The organism is Candidatus Zixiibacteriota bacterium, assembly GCA_040752815.1.
Classification (GTDB): Bacteria; Zixibacteria; MSB-5A5; order GN15; family FEB-12; genus JAGGTI01.
In genome coordinates this window covers 13,534-30,456 of record JBFMGC010000015.1, presented here as the reverse complement: position 1 = coordinate 30,456, position 16,923 = coordinate 13,534, and the positions used below count along the sequence as shown (strand labels likewise).

Here is a 16,923-nt window from a genome sequence, read left to right as displayed (position 1 = left end):
AAATATAGATTCTCCACCGAGTCTGTATCCGCAAAAAGTTAGCATAGGGGTGAAGCGCGCCGGACGCCAGAGTCGGCGGTTTGCATAGGGCTGCAATCCGGTTACGGGGACGTAGTGAGACATGGGGAGGCGCGCAGCGCTGTATCGCGTTGCCATACAGCGAGATATGAGCAGACCGCGGGCATCATGCGCAGCGCTTTGCGGGCACTGTCTCGCCGCCGCCGGCGGCACCACCTTTGCACTGAGGAGGGCCGGAAAAGATAAAGGAGCCCCGATGACACTCTTCAGCCGGCCGATCAACAGCTTTGGGATAACGGCTCTCGCCACGATCGTTTTCTGTTTTGGCTCAGGGGCAAGCGTCGATGCAGCGCCCGACCTGGCCTGGCTGGGCGAGCCGGAGTATACATCATCGTCGTCTATCACTGTTCTCGTCTTTCTTGACGACCGAGGGCTCACGGATCAGGTACAGAAACTGTCTTCGCCCCGGATGACTCGTGATCTGAGGATCAAATCGGTCAGCGAACGGCTCAAGTCGTTCGTTACACATGAGGGACAAGCTGTCGTTGACTTTGTCCGTCAGAAGTCGCAAGGGGAAAGCCGCCGCTTCTGGATCGTCCCGGCCTATCAGGTCACTCTAAGTCCAGGCGACATCAAAACGCTGGCCGCAATGCCGGACGTGGCGAACATTGTCCCGGATCAACCTGTTGACTTGATTGAGCCTGTCGAGATAAAGTCGGCCCAGTCGGCCGCAATGACCAGTTCTGTGCACGTTCGCCTGATGAATATTCCGTACCTTTGGGGTCGCGGTATCACCGGCCTTGGGCGGCTCGTATGTTCGTTTGACACGGGTGTCGAAAAAGACCATCCGGCCTTATCAGGCAACTGGCGTGGCAATCACGCGCCGCTCTCCTCGGCCTGGTTTTCGACCATATCTCCCGATGACACCCCTTATGACAAAGCTGACCACGGCACGCACACTATGGGCACGATGGTCGGTATCGAAGGCACCGACACTATCGGCGTCGCGCCGGGCGCCGAGTGGATTACCGCGGGAGTGATCGATCAGGGGAAATCGCTCTCCGGAACTTTCGCCGACATTCTGAGCGCCTATCAGTGGGCACTGGATCCCGATGGCAACCCGGCGACTACCGACGATGTCCCCGACGTCATCCTCAATAGTTGGGGCGTACCGGCGTCGCTCTTCAGCCCCTGCGATCAGACTTTCTTTGCGGCGATTGACAACGTCGAAGCGGCCGGGATCGTCTGTGTCTTCTCGGCGGGTAACGAAGGCCCGGCGGGTTCATCGCTACGTAACCCGGCATCACGCGCCTCATCGCCGCTGAACGCATTCGCCGTGGGTGCGGTGGACAACTCCAAGGTCATCGCCAGTTTCTCGTCACGCGGTCCCGGCGGCTGCGGGTTAACCGAGGTCAAGCCGGAGATTGTCGCGCCGGGAGTCAACGTGCGGTCGGCCTCAAAAGCGGGCGGTTACAAGCTGATGAGCGGCACCTCGATGGCCGCGCCGTTTATCGCCGGGCTGGTGGCGCTCTGCCGCCAGTATAATCCCGATGCCACGGTGGAAGAGATCAAGTGGGCCATCATCAATTCAGCCGAGGACTTGGGACCGGCCGGTGAAGACAACGCCTACGGTTTCGGCCTGCCGGACGCGTCACGTATACTCAATTATCTTACTGATCCGGTGGCCCCTCATTTCCGTCTCGCCGGGTATGCCATTGGCGGCGATGGGGTCGGGCTGCCGGGCGAGACTTTCGATCTTCGTTTCACCCTCACCCGAACGACCGGTTCGGTGGAAAGCGTGGACGCAGCGGTGATCGCTCCGAGCGGTTCGGGTGTCACCATGCTGAGCAATTCGGTGACCTTCTACTTCGGCGTTTCTGGGACGACGTCGATAGGTTCAGGCTCATTCACGCTGAGGTTTGACCCGTCGCTCATACACGGCGATACCGCCCACCTCGGGCTGCAAATCACCGGCGTATTCGGTGAGATCTATGACAACCTGCCGTTTGCCCTGCCGATAGGCTATCCTCCGCACGGCGCGACCGCCGTTCATGAGGCCGGATCGCTGCGATTCACGGTCTCCGACTTTGGTCAATACGGATTCGCGCCGGGCTCCGTGTACAACCTGGGTCGTGCGGGTTTTCGTTATGACGGCAGCGAGAATCTGCTGTACGAAGCGGGCATCATTATCGGGCGGAACGCCCTGCAGTTGTCGTCTTCGATCCGCAACCAAAGCGGTGAATTCACACCGTCCGACTTTGCCCCGACCACGCCCCTCACCGATGAGTGGACCGGCCCCGATGGCGCATTGTATCGCTCGGCGCGGTATGTCGATGATTACGCCGAAGTGTCGATCCCGGTGGCTATCACCCAGCACACGGCCGATTATGCCTCGGTCGGTGAGGACGGCATTATCATCATCAGGTACCGGCTCGTGAACACATCGCTGACAACTCTGACAGACCTGTATTTCGGCTTCATGTCGGATTTTGATCTGGCGGGCGGCTCCGAAACAGTGGTATACGACGCCTCCCTCAGGCTGCTGACTCAGTCGGGTGGTTCGGGACCGCTTGTCGGACTGGTGGGTGTCTCGGATTCATTTCGCTATACGACTATGGCCAACGGACAATCCAAACTGGGCTTTACCCGGACTCAGCTTTACGGTTTGATCTCCGCGCCTGTTAACACCGACTATTCAGGGGCAGGGGACCTGCTGACAATACTGAACAGCGGCCCGTTCCGACTGGCGCCGGGCGATTCGGTCGAGGTGGCGCTGGCGCTGGTCGCGGCCGCGTCGTCCTCAGAGCTGCGCGAACGGGCGGTGCGAGCGCGCGACATATATCTGTCGCCGACTATTGTCGACTACCCCGGTGATGGTTTACCCGGCGGGTTTATGCTCCACCAGAACTATCCTAACCCGTTCAATCCGAACACGACAATCGCCTTTGATCTTCCTCTCTCCGGCCAGGTTTCACTTGAGATTTTCAACATCCTCGGACAGCAGGTGAGGACGCTTCATTCCGGATGGCTGGCTGCGGGAACCCATCGCGCTGAGTGGGACGGTCGAGCGGCTCACGGAGGCGAGGTGGCGTCTGGAGTCTATTTCTATCGCCTTGTGGCCGAGCAATACGTCCAGAGCCGCAAAATGGTTCTTTTGCGCTAAGCGCCCCTCGGGTATATTTGCCGTCAGAACATTTTTGCTACGGTGCGGTTCTAATCTCGTTAATAAGATGAGAAGAAATACCGCCGGACCAAGGAATTGACTATGTCGTCCAGGATTCACATCGTCGGTTTAGCAGCTATGGCTGCAATTCTGGCTGCCCCCGCCAAAGGGGTCGTGCCGCCGTCACCCGAGGCCAAAGCTAAGTTCATTGCGGAAGGTACTTGGGAGGAGAAAGCGGCCATCCTGCGTGCCTTTCAGACGTCAATCCCACCGGATTGGTACGAATCCGGTTCAGCCGCGCATAAAGAAATGTTCCGCGCCAACGCGGTCGCCAGTCCGGACAACCCGGTAACTTTTCGCGTTTGCGTGCTGCTGGTCGAGTTTCCCGATTTCAAACACGATGATGCCCAATACTTCATCCCCGGCGGTGGATCGCAACCCTGCTACACCGTCGGCACTCCGTTTCGTTTTGACTCTCTATTGTTTTCGGAGCAGGCCACGGACTCAGTCTTCAACCCTACCGGCTCCATGACCGAATACTATCTGGAAATCTCCTACGGCAACTACTACATCGTGGGCGACGTGCAGCCGTGGGTAGAAGCGCCGGATACGTATGCCTCATATGTCGGCTCCGGTAGCGGTCTCGGTGGTGGCGGCGCGCGTCTGGCCCACGATGCCGTCATCGCAGCCGACGATGCCGGTGTCAACTTTCAGCCCTACGGCAACGGTGGGTCGAGCGTTCGTGGCCTAATAATCATCCATGCCGGACCGGGAGCTGAGCAGCGCGCTTATGGTATCTGGTCGCACAGTTCGAGCATGAGCCCCGGCGTGTCAGTCGACGGCGTAAGTCTGAGCCGTTACGCCATGCAGCCGGAGGAAACAGTCGGCAGCGACGAAATCTCCAGTGTGGGCGTGTTTTGCCACGAATGGGGACACGTGCTGGGGGCGGCGGATTACTACGACCCGGCTTACAACCTCGGCTCCGAAGGTCTCGGCAGTTGGTGTCTTATGGCCGGCGGAAGCTGGAACAACGGCGGGCGCCGGCCGGCTCACCCCAACGGCTGGGTGAGAACTCAGGATTTCGGCTTTGCCAACTTGCAGGTACTTCTTCAAAACATCCGGCAGGCGGAGATCCCGCAGGTGGAAACCTCCCCGACTGTGTTCATGCTCAAGATGAACCCGAGCGGGCCAAATCCTCAATTCTGGATTGTCGAAAACCGCCAGCGGGTCGGATTTGACTCGTTCCTGCCAGGGGGCGGACTGTTGATTTATCATTACGATGTCGACGGCAGCCAGTCGACACCGGACCGGTATCGTCTGGCGGTGGAGGAAGCCGATGGACGCCGCGATCTGGCGTTTGGCGGCAGCGGCGGCCAGGCAAGCGATCCGTTTCCGGGGTTTCCGACCAACAATCGGAATTTCCACAATTACACAACCCCGAATTCGAAAACGAACGACAGCGGCGCCACCCAGGTCAGCGTGCTGAACATCTCCGACTCCGGCCCGAACATGCGCGCCGATCTCAATATTTATCACGCCATACCCTGGCTGCTTCTGGACGGTGACTCGCTCGACGTATTCGACTCCCCCGGCGGCAACGGCGACGGGATCTACGGTCAGGGCGAGACGCTTGACATCTATCTCGAAGTCCGGAACATCATGAAGGAGACTTACTGGCCAACACTTCATCTGGATGTGAGCAATCCCGATCTGGAGATTCTGACGAACGACAAGAACATGGGTGTCGCACTGAATCCGGCAACCGTAACGAACCGCAACTTCGAGCCGATTCGGGTGCGCATTCCCGATGAGTTTATCTCATCGTTGGTCACGTTCACGTTAACGGTGATTTCGGACAGCACGCTGAGCACCAACGACAACACATTTAGGAATACATTTGAGTTTGAAATCCGGATTGGCGCCGGCGCCCAGGTGCTCTTGGTGGATGATGACAACGGTGATGGAATCGACCGTTCCTATCGTGATGCGCTGGATCGTATGGGTTTGTTGTATGATCGGTGGGACAAAAAGGTACAGGGCTCACCGGTGTATGCGAGTCTGACTCAGTATCCGGTAGTCTTTTGGATGACCGGATCGTATTGGCCGGGGCAAAGCTACGGTGGGACGCTGACAAGCGCCGATGTCACTTATTTGAAAGCTCTGCTGGACAACGGCGGCAATCTTCTAATGGCCAGTCCCGCGGCGCCGGTGCAGCTCCGCACGCTTGATTCGGCGTTCATGGCCGACTACCTGCATGCAAATGTGACCGGCTCGGCCGGTTCGGTGACCACCCGTACTTTCCTCGGTGCGGTGAATAATATCGTTGGCGGGGGCCTGAAATATACCACGCGCAACGGAATCATATGGGATGAAACCACGCCGATAATGCAGCCGATGAACGGCGGCCAGGCCGTGTTCACGCTTATCGGGCAGACCGGTACGGGTAACTTCGGCAACTGCGGCATCATCTACGACGGCAGTTATCGCAGCGTGTTTCTGTCGTTCGCGGTCGAGTATCTCGACAGCGCCCTGATGGCCTCTGGATGGGCCCCGCCGGATTCGCTGATCAACCGGGTTGTGCGCTTTTTCGTGCGCGGTGCGGCGACCGCGGTCGACGACCAGCCCACCGACAACCTCCTGCCGTCCGGGTTCACCCTTGATCAGAATTATCCGAATCCGTTCAACCCGAGCACAACTATCAGTTACCAACTGAGTGAAGTGGGGAGTACGACGCTTACTGTTTACAACGTGCTCGGACAGCGTGTTGCCACGCTGCTGGATCAGGTTCAGGGGCCGGGCCAGTATCGAGTCGAGTGGCGGGGGAGAGACGACCGTGGCTCGCAAGTGGCGTCGGGGGTCTACTTTTACCGGCTTACCTACGGCGCGGATTCGCAGACAAAGAAGATGATGCTTGTGAAATAATTACCTTCCGGTCTACGTATTCACAGCGGCCGGTCAACCGATAGTTGGCCGGCCGTAATCTATTGAGCAGCATTTTCTTATCTCCCTAGCAAAACTCCGGATAAAATCTCCCCTCAAGGTCTTGACAAACCCGCCGATCCATATATCTTGAGCTAAGTGAAAATGAATTTCGTTTTCATTTAGGTAGAAGAGATGAAATCGGAATTCAACTAGCGACGGACCGAGTTAGATGCGAGAGTTTCTCCGAACCAAAGGCTACAAGATGACTTCCCAGAGAGAGCTCATCTTCCGCTCGTTTTTCGAGATGGACAAACATGTCTCGGTTGACGAGCTGTATGACAGGGTGCGGAAGAAAGATGCGTCGGTCGGCTACAGCACAGTCTGGCGCAACATGAAGTTGATCTGCCAGGTGGGGCTGGCATCGGAGGTGAATGTCGGCGACGGGGTCACCCGCTATGATCGGGTCAGCGACGCCCCACACGGCCATCTGTACTGCCTCGGCTGCCGAAGTCTCGTGGAGTTCGATGCTGCCCAGGTGCTCGACTTCCTGTCCACAACCGCCAGCAATCATAGTTTTGTTGCCGAGGGGTTTAAGATCGAAATTCAGGGGTATTGTGCCGCGTGCCGCGATACGCAGCGCCGAAGGAATGAACTCGGCGCTCCTGTACGTGCTGGAAAGAGATCATCGGTAGAAAAGAGTGGACAGCTATGACATATCTTGACAAACTCGCCCCCGGCCAGAGCGCCCGTGTGATCGGCTATGTTACCGATGGCCCGGTGTGCCGTCGCCTCGCGGAACTCGGTCTGACCCCCGGTCGTGAGATTAAGTACCTGCGCGATGCCCCGCTCAAAGACCCGCTCCAGATTCAGATCGGCCGGGGCAGTCTTTCGCTTCGCCACGAGCAGGCGGCGCTCGTGATGGTCGAACTGGATGAGAAGTAGCGCTCCGGCGCTGCCGTTTCGGCCATGAGCCACCGGCTTTCCCCAGATATCATGTCCCGGGAGACGACGGTTGCCATTTGCGGCAATCCCAATTGCGGCAAGACTACGCTTTTTAACGCTCTGACCGGCCTCAGCCAACGGGTCGGCAATTATCCGGGTGTAACGGTCGAACGCACAATCGGCGCGTTTGAAGTGCCGGGGCAGATCGTCCGCCGCTTCAACCTGGTTGATACACCCGGCAGCTACTCACTTTCCGCTTTCTCACCCGACGAGTATATCGCCACCCGAGTATTGAGTGGCGACATCGAAGGCGATGCCCGCCCGGATATTATCCTGTGCGTAATTGACGCCACCAATCTGGAACGCGGCCTGTACTTGTTGTTTCAAGTTGTCAAAGTCGGCCGTCCGGTGGTGGTGGCGCTGAACATGATGGACCTGGCCGAGCGCCACGGCACCCGGATTGATACTACTCGCCTGGGCCAGTTGCTCCCCGGCATCCCGATTGTGCCGGTAGTGGCCAGCAGAGAGCAGGGGATTGATCGACTAAAGGCAGTCATCGCGTCGATCATCCCCGAACAGACACCTCTCCCTCTGAATGCCTACGACGAAGTAGTTCTCCGCGTGGCAAGCCGCCTCCGCGAGGTTGCAACCGACGGCAATCGCACGGAGGCCCAGTGGATACGGGTACTGTTTGATCGCGGCGGCCCGGCTGAGAAGTCGTTTTTGAGCGCGGAGGGAGATGGCAAGCGCTCTGTGCTTGAAGGATACCGGAGCGAAGTCACCGCCCGGTTTGGTGCGCTGTCGGTGGGAGAGACCCGCCCCCTGACAGAGCGGGCCTCGCAGATTGCCCATGAGGTAATAAGCGAAGCGGCGGTTGTGCGACTTACTCGATCGGAGCGGGTGGACCGGTTCCTTCTGCACCCCCTGTTGGGTCCGCTGATTCTGCTCGCGGTCATGGTGTTCATGTTTCAGTCGGTCTTTAGTTGGGCCGAACCGGCGATGAATCTGATCGACTCTCAGTTTGGCGCTCTCGGCGCCTATGTGAGCGGGTTGATGGCTGATGGGCCGATTCGCTCGCTGCTGGTCGATGGCGTAATTGGCGGAGTCGGTTCGGTGCTGGTCTTCCTTCCTCAGATAATCATTCTCTTTCTGTTTATCGCCATTCTCGAAGATTCCGGTTACATGCCCCGGGCAGCATTTCTGGTCGACCGTCTGTTCGGATGGTGCGGACTGTCCGGGAAGTCGTTCGTGCCGCTCCTTTCATCATTTGCCTGCGCGGTGCCGGGAATCATGGCCACCCGCACTATCGAAAACCGCAAGCTGCGCATCATGACGATCCTGGTCGCGCCGCTCATGAGTTGCTCCGCGCGCTTGCCGGTGTACGCTATTATGATAGCGGCATTCATCCCGCACGAAGCCTACCTCGGCATATTTAATTCCCGTGGCCTGGTACTGACAGGGTTGTATGCCCTGGGTATGGTAACAGCCATCATAGTCGCGTTTATTCTCAATCGGGTGATTTATCACCAGGAGCGTGCAACCTTTATGATGGCGATGCCGTCGTACACGATTCCCACTCCGCGCTCGATACTCATTCGCATCACGAATCGCGTGAAGTCGTTCCTGGAGCGGGCCGGGACGGTAATCCTGGCAATCACAATTGTCATCTGGGCTTTGAGCTATTACCCGCGTTCCGAAGCTCTCACGCCGGCATTTGAGGCTCGCGCGGAGACCGTCCGACAGGTCTATGCCACGCAGGGTCAGGCGGGCAGCGCCGCCGAGCAGGCTGAACTGGCTGCCCTGAAAGACGAACAGGCCGGAGCTTACATCCGGAATTCATACTTTGGCCGGGCGGGCAGACTGGTCGCGCCGGCTTTTGAGCCGCTGGGCTGGGACTGGAAGATCACCATGGCCACGCTGGCGTCGTTTCCTGCCAGAGAGGTGATTATTGCTACGCTCGGCACGATTTACAATCTGGGGACCGAGCAAGACGAGACTTCGTCGCCGCTGACCGAGAAGATGCGTCAGGCGCGGTGGGAATCAGGCCCGCGCGAGGGCATGCCGGTGTTTGGCCCGGCTGTGGCGCTGTCGGTCATGGTCTTCTTCGCGCTGTGCGCACAGTGCGGCGCGACGCTCGTGACTATCCGCCATGAGACAGGACGATGGAGGTACCCGGTCATTGCGTTTGTTTATATGACCGGGCTGGCGTATCTGGCGGCGATGGCAACCTATCAGCTTTTCAGCAGAGCGGGGCTGTGATGGCAGATTTCTGGCAGAACATTATGGTGATGGCCTTGCTGGCAGGGGCTGTGGTCTACCTGGGGCACCGCTTTGTCACCTGGCACAGGAGGCGTCGTGCCTGTTCCGAGTGCCGCCTGGTGCAGGCGGTGCCGCCTAGGGACCAAGGGTCCGGATCGAGTCAGTCCTCGAATTGACTTCGTAATTGAATCTCCGCTATATTCGCAGCATGGAAATGACCCTGATCGCCCGGGATCAGGCCCGATTGCTGGCCGTCGTGACTCCGTCTCAAACTCTGACCGGCAGGGTTCCGTCCCTGGCGCCTTTTCACCGTTGCGGGGAGCAACGTGGGTCGATACGGTGCGTTGCAACGCCGGGGTCTCGACGACTTCTTGTCGGGACCACAAGGGTCCCGACCAGCTTCTTCGCCGTCTCATACAACCGGGCAGCCTCGGGAGGTCTGCCGCGCACCGTCATTAGACACCAGTCATGATTAGCGCCACACCCATGCTCCTCGGCCATTACCGGCCGCTCGATTCGTACTTGCACCGCCTCGATGCCCGCGCCAAGCTGGCGCCGGTGGTCGCAGTCATGATTCTCGGTCTGCTCACCGACTCGATCCTGTTCTATCTTGTGGTGTTGTCTGCCTTGCTGGCCGGGTTGATGGCCTCAGGAATTGCTCCCGGCGTAATTGGTCGAAACTTCCGGCCCGTGCTCATTCTCGTGGCAATTACTTTTGTATATCATCTGATCTTTTCCGGACACGACAGCCGTCCCGTTTTCGAGCTATTCGGCTGGACAGTGCGGGAGGAGGCGCTCTCCAGAGCGGCCTTCTTTTCGCTCCGCCTGCTGTTATTTGTCAGTGTGGTGTTTCTCGTTACGCTGACCAGTTCGCCGTCGGACCTGGCCGAGGCGGTCGCGAAACTACTTCGGCCTTTGAAAAAACTCCGCGTGCCCGCGGACGATATCGGCCTGGTGCTTTTCATTGCGATTCGCTTCATACCGATACTGCACCAGGAGTTTCTCACAATCCGCAACGCGCAGATTATACGAGGCGTCGATTTCAGCGGTAACCTCCTCGCCCGCGCCCGAAAAACGACGTCAATTATCATCCCGGTTTTAGTGGCCGCGATCAGCCGAGCCGATGAACTGGCGCTGGCGATGGAAGCTCGCGGCTATCGGAGCGGCGAACCGCGCACGTTCTTCACGCGCACCCGGTTTGATCTGAGTTCAGCCCTCTTTGCGCTGGGCACCACCGTAGCTTTGCTGATCCTTTTTGGGGCAACCCGCGCGTGAGCGATCTCAAAAACATCCGCCTCCTGATCGAGTACGAGGGCACGGCGTATTCCGGGTGGCAAATTCAGGATAACGGCGACACGATACAGGGACGTCTCACCGACGCGATCTTCAGGACCACCGGTCAACGGGTCAACCTGATTGGAGCCGGGCGCACCGACGCCGGCGTGCACGCGCTGGGACAAGTTGCTAATTTCCTGATTGATCATCGTCTCGAGCCGGAGCGCTATGCGCCCGCGCTGAATTACTACCTGCGTGGCGATATACGCGTGCTTTCATCCGCCGAAGTCCCGGAAGGTTTTCATGCCCGTTTCAGCGCCAAATCGAGACAGTATCGCTATCTCGTGTCGCACGAAGTTTCCGCCCTGTACCGGAATCTTCGGTACCAGTTTCGGCAGCATGTTGACTTCGGGCGTCTTCAGGATGCGGCGGCGAAAGTGCTCGGAGAGCGCGATTTCTCGCCCTTTTGTGTGGTAGCGTCGCGCAAGGAAAACAATGTCTGCCGGGTGGAGCATTCCCGCTGGTATCGATATGGTCCGCTCATGGTGTATGAAATCAGGGCGAATCGGTTTCTGCACGGCATGGTCCGTTCGCTGGTCGGCGCGATGCTCAACCAGACGACGCTTGATCCCGACGACAACGAGCTCAACTTGACACCCGAGACGTTTTCGGATATGTTGTCCACTCCGAACGGACGACGAGTGGCCTTTACCGCTCCGGCCTGCGGGCTGTACTTGGTAAGGGTGATCTACTGAGCGAAGGAGACGCTTTGAAATTCTTCATTGACACTGCCAACCTCGACGAAATCAGAGAAGCCGCCGCCATGGGCATTCTCGACGGCGTGACCACGAATCCGTCGCTGGCCGCCAAAGAAACGCGGCCGTACCGCGAGCTGCTCTCGGAGATCTGCAGGATCGTCGACGGCCCCGTCTCTGCCGAGGTCATCGCCACTGACGCCGCCGGAATGATCCGTGAGGCCGAAGAGCTGGTCAGGATCGCGGATAACATCGTTGTCAAGATTCCAACTATTCTGGACGGCCTGACGGCAATCAAGACGCTTCATGATCGGGGCATAAAGACCAACGCCACCCTTGTGTTTTCTCCGTCGCAGGCCCTGCTTGTCGCCAAGGCCGGCGCGTCGTATGTTTCGCCGTTCGTGGGGCGTCTCGATGACGTTTCATCGGACGGCATGGCGCTTATCGCCGACATCGTGCAGATATATTCCAACTACGTCTTTCAGACCGAAGTGCTGGTAGCCTCGGTGCGGAATCCGATGCACGTGGTCGAGGCGGCCCGTATCGGCGCCGACGTGTGCACCATGCCTCTTGGTGTGATCAGACAGCTCATCCAGCATCCGCTGACCGATATCGGACTTCAAAAGTTTTTGGACGATTTCAAGAAAGCGCCCAAAGCAAGATGATAGAGCGATACACACTACCGGAAATGGGGGCGGTCTGGGCCGAGCAGTCCAAGTTTCAGACCTGGCTTGATGTGGAGGTGGCCGCGGCCCGCGCGATGGCACGTTACAAGATTATTCCTGCCGCAGCGGCTAAGACCATCGCCGCGAAAGCGAAGTTCGATGTAAAGCGAATAAATGAGATCGAGGCCGAAGTCAACCACGACGTGATCGCGTTCCTCACTTCCGTCTCGGAATTCGTCGGCGAACCGGCCAAGTATCTTCATTTCGGGATGACATCGTCCGACGTGCTCGACACCGCTCTCTCTCTGCAGTTGAAGCGGGCCTCGGCGCTGATCGATAAGAAACTTGTGGCCGTGCTTCGGCAAATCAAACGACTCGCGAGGCGATACGAATACACATCCTGTATCGGCAGAACTCACGGGGTACTGGCAGAGCCGACTACGCTTGGCCTGAAGTTCGCCGTCTGGTACGCCGAATTGCAGCGTCGACGCGAACACTTCCTCAAAGCTGTTGAAACCATATCGGTAGGCGCCATTTCAGGCGCGGTGGGCAATTATGCGAATCTTGATCCCAAAGTCGAACAGGATGTCTGCAAGCGGCTCGGCCTGAAACCGGCCCCGGTGTCCACGCAGGTGATCCAGCGCGACCGCCATGCGGAATACATATGTTCGCTGGCTCTGATTGGATCATCGCTGGAGAAATTCGCCACGGAGATCCGCAATCTGCAGCGAACTGAAATCGGTGAACTCTCCGAGGGTTTTGCCAGGGGCCAAAAAGGCTCCTCGGCCATGCCGCACAAACGGAATCCGATCACTGCTGAGCGGATTTGCGGGATTGCGCGTCTTCTGCGCGGGTACGCGGTGCCGGCGATGGAAAACGTACCGCTGTGGCACGAGAGAGACATTGCGCATTCGTCGGTCGAACGTGTGATAATCCCCGACGCGACGATCATCCTTGACTACGGACTTCAGAAATTCTCCGATGTACTTAAAGGTCTGGTAGTGGACGAGAAACGGATGCTGGAGAATATCTACTATCGCGGCGGATTGGTGTTCTCACAGCGAGTGTTGTTGAAACTGACCGGGCCGGTGGGCTCGCGCGAGAAGGCATATCGTATGGTCCAGCGCAACGCCATGGCCGCGCAAAGCGGCCACGGGCTGTTCCGTGATCTGCTCTTGAAAGACGCCGAGGTGATGTCGTACCTGAACCAGCCGGACATCGATGAATGTTTTGACCTTAAGTATTACACTCGGCATGTCGAGCAGATTTTCAGAAGGGTGTTCGGCCGATGATCGCCCGCGATGGCTGGACGCTCATCCTGGTTGGGTTCCTGCTCACGATTGTCGCGCTCTGGGCGGCCACGCGATGGGACAGCCGCGGCCTTTTTGCCGCGAGCGTGGTTCTGGCCATCGCAACACTGTTCACGGTATATTTCTTTCGCGATCCGGAACGCGCTATTCCGTCCGGGTCGAACCTGCTGGTTGCGCCCGCGGACGGCCGTGTGGTAAAGATCGATACGCTGGCGAATCATCAATTTGTCGGTGAGCGGACAATACAGGTATCGATCTTTCTGTCGGTTTTCGATGTTCATGTCAATCGAGTTCCCTGTTCGGGCAGGATCGAATATGTAAAGCGGAATCCCGGTAAGTTTATCGCGGCCTTCAAGGACAAAGCCTCCGAAGAAAACGAGCAGACTGAGATTGGGATGTTGACCCAGACGGGCAGGCGTATCGCCTTCAAGCAGATTGCCGGCGTTATTGCCCGGCGCATTGTCTGCCGATTATCAGAGGGGACTCTGGTCAGCAGCGGCGACCGGTTCGGAATGATCAAGTTCGGCTCGCGCGCCGATCTGCTTCTGCCCGCGGACACAAAAGTCACGGTTAAGGTCGGCGACCATGTACAAGGCGGTACGACCATAATGGGCTGCCTCGGCACAGCCACCCCAGCGTCGGCTTCTCCGGAACCCCCCGGGAGGGATCGTGCACAATTATAAAGGCATATTCCCCGGTGTTTTCACGATGGGGAATGTGGTCTGTGGCTTTCTGTCTATTCTGTCTGCGCTCGAAGGTCATGTCACTGCGGCTTGCTGGTTTGTGGTGCTGGCTGGAGTGGCCGATGTGCTCGACGGCAAGGCGGCGCGTATCGCCGGAGCGACCTCGCAGTTCGGTGTCGAACTTGATTCGTTAGCCGATTTTCTGTCGTTCGGCGCCGCTCCGGCGGTGCTGGTGTACTCGGTTCGTCTCAATGCGCTCGGAAAGCTGGGACTGATCATTTCCATCATGTACATAATGGCCGCCGCATACCGCCTCGCCCGGTACAATATCATGGCCGATAGCGAGGAGAAGCGTGATTTTGTGGGCATGCCGGTTCCGCTGGCCGCTTTCGGACTTGTCTCCTATATCATCTTCAGCTACAACCTTTGGGGTGAGCTTCGCTACGAAGACGTACTGGTGACCATGATTGCGGTGTTCTCGTTTGTGATGGTTTCGCAGATACAATACGACACCTGGCCGGAGACCTTCTCCACGCGCTGGGAACGCATCAAAGCTCTTGCCCTGGTTGTGGCGGTAATTGGACTGGTGATCCGGCCAAGACTGCTGTTGTTTCCGATGGTGGCCGCATATATATTGTTCGGGTTGGCTCGCGAGGCCTACCGGCTTTTTTATGTCGGTGTCGGCAAAGTGACCGGGCGGCCGTATGGGCGACGCAAAACCGATAGAAAGATCATTGATGAGTCAGAATAAACGCGCCATTGTTTATGTGAAACTGAAAGACGGTGTTCTCGACCCCCAGGGCGTTACGATTCAAAAGGCCCTGAATCAGATGGGGTACCACGATTTCGTGTCGGTGCGCTCCGGGAAGTTTTTCGAGCTGGAAATCCAGCCCGGAGCCGACGGTGTCGACCGGCAAATACAGGAAGTCTGCTCCAAGCTTCTGGCTAACCCGGTGATTGAGAAATTCGAGATCGAGCACATTTCATGAAATTCGGCATCGTCACGTTTCCGGGATCGAACTGCGACTACGACGCGTACGCCGCCGTCAGGCACGTGCTCGGCGAAGAGGTCGAGTTTCTCTGGCACAGATCATCGGACTTACTCGGCTGCGATGTGATCATCCTCCCCGGGGGATTCTCCTACGGTGATTATCTAAGGGCCGGAGCTATAGCCCGCTTCTCGCCGATCATGCAGGAGGTCGTCCGGTTTGCCAACTCGGGCGGAATCGTAGCGGGCATCTGTAACGGATTCCAGGTTTTGACCGAGGCCGGCCTTCTGCCCGGAGCGCTCATTCGCAACGCCCACCTTCGCTTCAGCGGGAAGTTTGTCTGCATCCGAGTAGAGGATGACAGTACGCCGTTCACCTGTGAGTGCCGCAAGGGAGAAGTGTTGAAGGTTCCTATCGCCCACGGTGAAGGTAGCTACTGTCATTTAGATGAAGATATCCGGAGACTGGAAGACGCCGGCCAGGTAGTGTTTCGCTATGTCGACTCGAGCGGCCGAGTAACCGGGACGGCCAATCCAAACGGCTCGCTCAATAATATCGCCGGCATCCGCAACGCCGAAGGCAACGTGCTCGGTATGATGCCGCATCCCGAACGGGCGGTCGAAGAGATACTCGGCTCGGTAGACGGTCTCAAAGTGTTTCGATCACTGCGAAGCCGGTGCCGAACCGCAAGTCTGGGGCAAACGATATGATGAAGCGACGTGAGGTCGTGTTTCTGACCACGGCACTGATTCTAGGGGCGGTCCTTGGCGGACTGCTGGGCGACATTATCGGGACATTTTTACCCGAAGGTGCCGCCAAAACGGTTTTCGCCAAGTCGATCCAGCTCGGCATCGGTCCCAGCGAGTTCCACTTTTATACGATTTCGTTTACGCTGGGCTTCCACTTCAAGGTTAACTTTATGTCTCTGCTGATAATTTTATTAGTGATCATTTACTTTAGATGGTGGTACTTGTAGGCGAGATATGCCTACGGAGGTCTGAGATATGTTCGGATTAGGACCATGGGAACTGTTGCTGATATTCCTTGCGATTCTGCTCCTGTTCGGCGCCAAGCGCCTGCCGGAGCTGGCGCAGGGATTGGGCAAGGGTATCAGGGAATTCAAGAGAGCGATGAAAGACACCGGCGACGAGATCAAAAGCCCGATCGATATGCAGAACAAGCCGCCGGAGGACTCGTCGCAATTGCCTCACAAACCTAACGACAAGCATTGACAAAAGCGGACCGGATATGGGCGCTGTATTCACTCGCGACGATCTGGATCGGATCAGCAGACTGCTTGGGGCTGAGAAAGCTACCGACGAGAAAGACCATTTCCGCCTCAAGGTTGCCAATCAGGAAGAGAAGCGGATTCTCATTCTCGAGGTATATCCGGAAGTTGATCTGGGTAAAACGCGCGGCATGCTCGTCGTAGTCTATACCGGCAACTCCCACTTGCAGCTTCACAATTGCTCCGGATATGTGGTCTCCGAAGAGCTCGGTGAAGTTACTTTTGTCGCCGAAACCGCCAACAAGCTTTCCGGGCTGGTGGTCGAAAAAGGGGCTTCGTGCTCGCTCTACGCCGCCATCAATCGGGAATTAATCTCCTCTGACTTTACAACCCTGGGTGTCGAAGTGATGCTTTCGGGGGTGGCTATGTCGCTGGCCGAGGACGTGCTCGGCGGCGATAAGGGCGACGCGGAGAAATAAGAGAAAGTAAAAAGGGAGCTCGCTCCGTTGGGCGACCCTGCCCGATGGTGTTTTCTCCTTGTGCGGTGAAGCGGGCGAGTGGCAGAACCACAGCTGTCGCTCGCTAACGCTCGCTCCGCTCGGGTTCTGCCCTACGATTTTACTTGGGTTCTGCCCTACGCTTTTGACGGTTGCTTCTTCGGACGAGTAACCAAAAAAAGCCGCCGCGCCCGAAAGCACGGCGGCTTTGCATTCT

At 57.7% G+C, this 16,923-nt stretch carries 16 protein-coding genes; all 16 read left to right on the top strand.

The window, feature by feature from the left end; translation table 11 throughout:
* The first annotated feature begins 274 nt into the window (after positions 1-274).
* Entirely contained in the window at positions 275-3,181 is a 2,907-nt protein-coding gene (locus AB1772_05800) for a S8 family serine peptidase (protein ID MEW5795856.1), read from the top strand.
* A gap of 102 nt (positions 3,182-3,283) precedes the next feature.
* Positions 3,284-6,103 (top strand): M6 family metalloprotease domain-containing protein, encoded by a 2,820-nt coding sequence (locus AB1772_05795; GenBank protein ID MEW5795855.1) that lies wholly within the window; start codon positions 3,284-3,286, stop codon positions 6,101-6,103.
* Positions 6,104-6,365: 262 nt separating this feature from the next.
* Complete coding sequence (locus AB1772_05790; protein MEW5795854.1) at positions 6,366-6,815, top strand: transcriptional repressor; 450 nt, start codon at positions 6,366-6,368, stop codon at positions 6,813-6,815.
* Positions 6,812-7,045, top strand: a complete 234-nt coding sequence (locus AB1772_05785; protein ID MEW5795853.1) for a FeoA family protein — start codon at positions 6,812-6,814, stop codon at positions 7,043-7,045. The genes AB1772_05790 and AB1772_05785 overlap by 4 nt, the downstream gene beginning before the upstream one ends.
* Positions 7,046-7,069: 24 nt before the next feature.
* Positions 7,070-9,304, top strand: coding sequence for a ferrous iron transport protein B (gene feoB / locus AB1772_05780; protein ID MEW5795852.1), 2,235 nt, complete (start codon positions 7,070-7,072; stop codon positions 9,302-9,304).
* A 468-nt stretch (positions 9,305-9,772) separates the two neighbouring features.
* Positions 9,773-10,579 carry an energy-coupling factor transporter transmembrane component T gene (locus AB1772_05775; GenBank protein MEW5795851.1) on the top strand — a complete coding sequence of 269 codons (807 nt, stop codon included), beginning with the start codon at positions 9,773-9,775 and terminating at the stop codon, positions 10,577-10,579.
* Positions 10,576-11,334: a tRNA pseudouridine(38-40) synthase TruA gene (gene truA / locus AB1772_05770; protein MEW5795850.1), complete on the top strand. Its 759-nt coding sequence runs from the start codon at positions 10,576-10,578 to the stop codon at positions 11,332-11,334. The genes AB1772_05775 and truA overlap by 4 nt, the downstream gene beginning before the upstream one ends.
* A gap of 14 nt (positions 11,335-11,348) precedes the next feature.
* On the top strand, positions 11,349-11,999 hold the full coding sequence (gene fsa, locus AB1772_05765) for a fructose-6-phosphate aldolase (protein ID MEW5795849.1): 651 nt from the start codon (positions 11,349-11,351) through the stop codon (positions 11,997-11,999).
* Complete coding sequence (gene purB / locus AB1772_05760) at positions 11,996-13,291, top strand: adenylosuccinate lyase (protein ID MEW5795848.1); 1,296 nt, start codon at positions 11,996-11,998, stop codon at positions 13,289-13,291. The genes fsa and purB overlap by 4 nt, the downstream gene beginning before the upstream one ends.
* Entirely contained in the window at positions 13,288-13,992 is a 705-nt protein-coding gene (locus AB1772_05755) for a phosphatidylserine decarboxylase family protein (GenBank protein ID MEW5795847.1), read from the top strand. The genes purB and AB1772_05755 overlap by 4 nt, the downstream gene beginning before the upstream one ends.
* Positions 13,979-14,743 carry a CDP-diacylglycerol--serine O-phosphatidyltransferase gene (gene pssA, locus AB1772_05750; GenBank protein ID MEW5795846.1) on the top strand — a complete coding sequence of 255 codons (765 nt, stop codon included), beginning with the start codon at positions 13,979-13,981 and terminating at the stop codon, positions 14,741-14,743. Before AB1772_05755 ends, pssA begins: the two co-directional genes overlap by 14 nt.
* Entirely contained in the window at positions 14,730-14,981 is a 252-nt protein-coding gene (gene purS / locus AB1772_05745) for a phosphoribosylformylglycinamidine synthase subunit PurS (protein MEW5795845.1), read from the top strand. Before pssA ends, purS begins: the two co-directional genes overlap by 14 nt.
* The gene (purQ, locus tag AB1772_05740; protein ID MEW5795844.1) at positions 14,978-15,691 is read left to right on the top strand and encodes a phosphoribosylformylglycinamidine synthase subunit PurQ; all 714 of its coding nucleotides are present in this window, start codon (positions 14,978-14,980) and stop codon (positions 15,689-15,691) included. The genes purS and purQ overlap by 4 nt, the downstream gene beginning before the upstream one ends.
* A complete protein-coding gene (locus tag AB1772_05735) occupies positions 15,688-15,957 on the top strand; it encodes a hypothetical protein (protein ID MEW5795843.1) in 270 nt (89 codons plus the stop codon). Before purQ ends, AB1772_05735 begins: the two co-directional genes overlap by 4 nt.
* Before the next feature lie 28 nt (positions 15,958-15,985).
* Complete coding sequence (locus AB1772_05730) at positions 15,986-16,213, top strand: twin-arginine translocase TatA/TatE family subunit (protein MEW5795842.1); 228 nt, start codon at positions 15,986-15,988, stop codon at positions 16,211-16,213.
* 16 nt (positions 16,214-16,229) lie between these two features.
* On the top strand, positions 16,230-16,688 hold the full coding sequence (locus AB1772_05725; GenBank protein MEW5795841.1) for a hypothetical protein: 459 nt from the start codon (positions 16,230-16,232) through the stop codon (positions 16,686-16,688).
* Positions 16,689-16,923: the final 235 nt, after the last annotated feature.

Coding starts and splice junctions, on each gene's coding strand:
- AB1772_05795 (MEW5795855.1), top strand. CDS start 3,284: ATGTCGTCCAGGATTCACATCGTCGGTTTAGCAGCTATGGCTGCAATT.
- AB1772_05800 (MEW5795856.1), top strand. CDS start 275: ATGACACTCTTCAGCCGGCCGATCAACAGCTTTGGGATAACGGCTCTC.
- AB1772_05775 (MEW5795851.1), top strand. CDS start 9,773: ATGATTAGCGCCACACCCATGCTCCTCGGCCATTACCGGCCGCTCGAT.
- purQ (MEW5795844.1), top strand. CDS start 14,978: ATGAAATTCGGCATCGTCACGTTTCCGGGATCGAACTGCGACTACGAC.
- AB1772_05725 (MEW5795841.1), top strand. CDS start 16,230: ATGGGCGCTGTATTCACTCGCGACGATCTGGATCGGATCAGCAGACTG.
- AB1772_05730 (MEW5795842.1), top strand. CDS start 15,986: ATGTTCGGATTAGGACCATGGGAACTGTTGCTGATATTCCTTGCGATT.
- feoB (MEW5795852.1), top strand. CDS start 7,070: ATGAGCCACCGGCTTTCCCCAGATATCATGTCCCGGGAGACGACGGTT.
- purS (MEW5795845.1), top strand. CDS start 14,730: ATGAGTCAGAATAAACGCGCCATTGTTTATGTGAAACTGAAAGACGGT.
- AB1772_05755 (MEW5795847.1), top strand. CDS start 13,288: ATGATCGCCCGCGATGGCTGGACGCTCATCCTGGTTGGGTTCCTGCTC.
- purB (MEW5795848.1), top strand. CDS start 11,996: ATGATAGAGCGATACACACTACCGGAAATGGGGGCGGTCTGGGCCGAG.
- AB1772_05735 (MEW5795843.1), top strand. CDS start 15,688: ATGATGAAGCGACGTGAGGTCGTGTTTCTGACCACGGCACTGATTCTA.
- AB1772_05790 (MEW5795854.1), top strand. CDS start 6,366: ATGACTTCCCAGAGAGAGCTCATCTTCCGCTCGTTTTTCGAGATGGAC.
- AB1772_05785 (MEW5795853.1), top strand. CDS start 6,812: ATGACATATCTTGACAAACTCGCCCCCGGCCAGAGCGCCCGTGTGATC.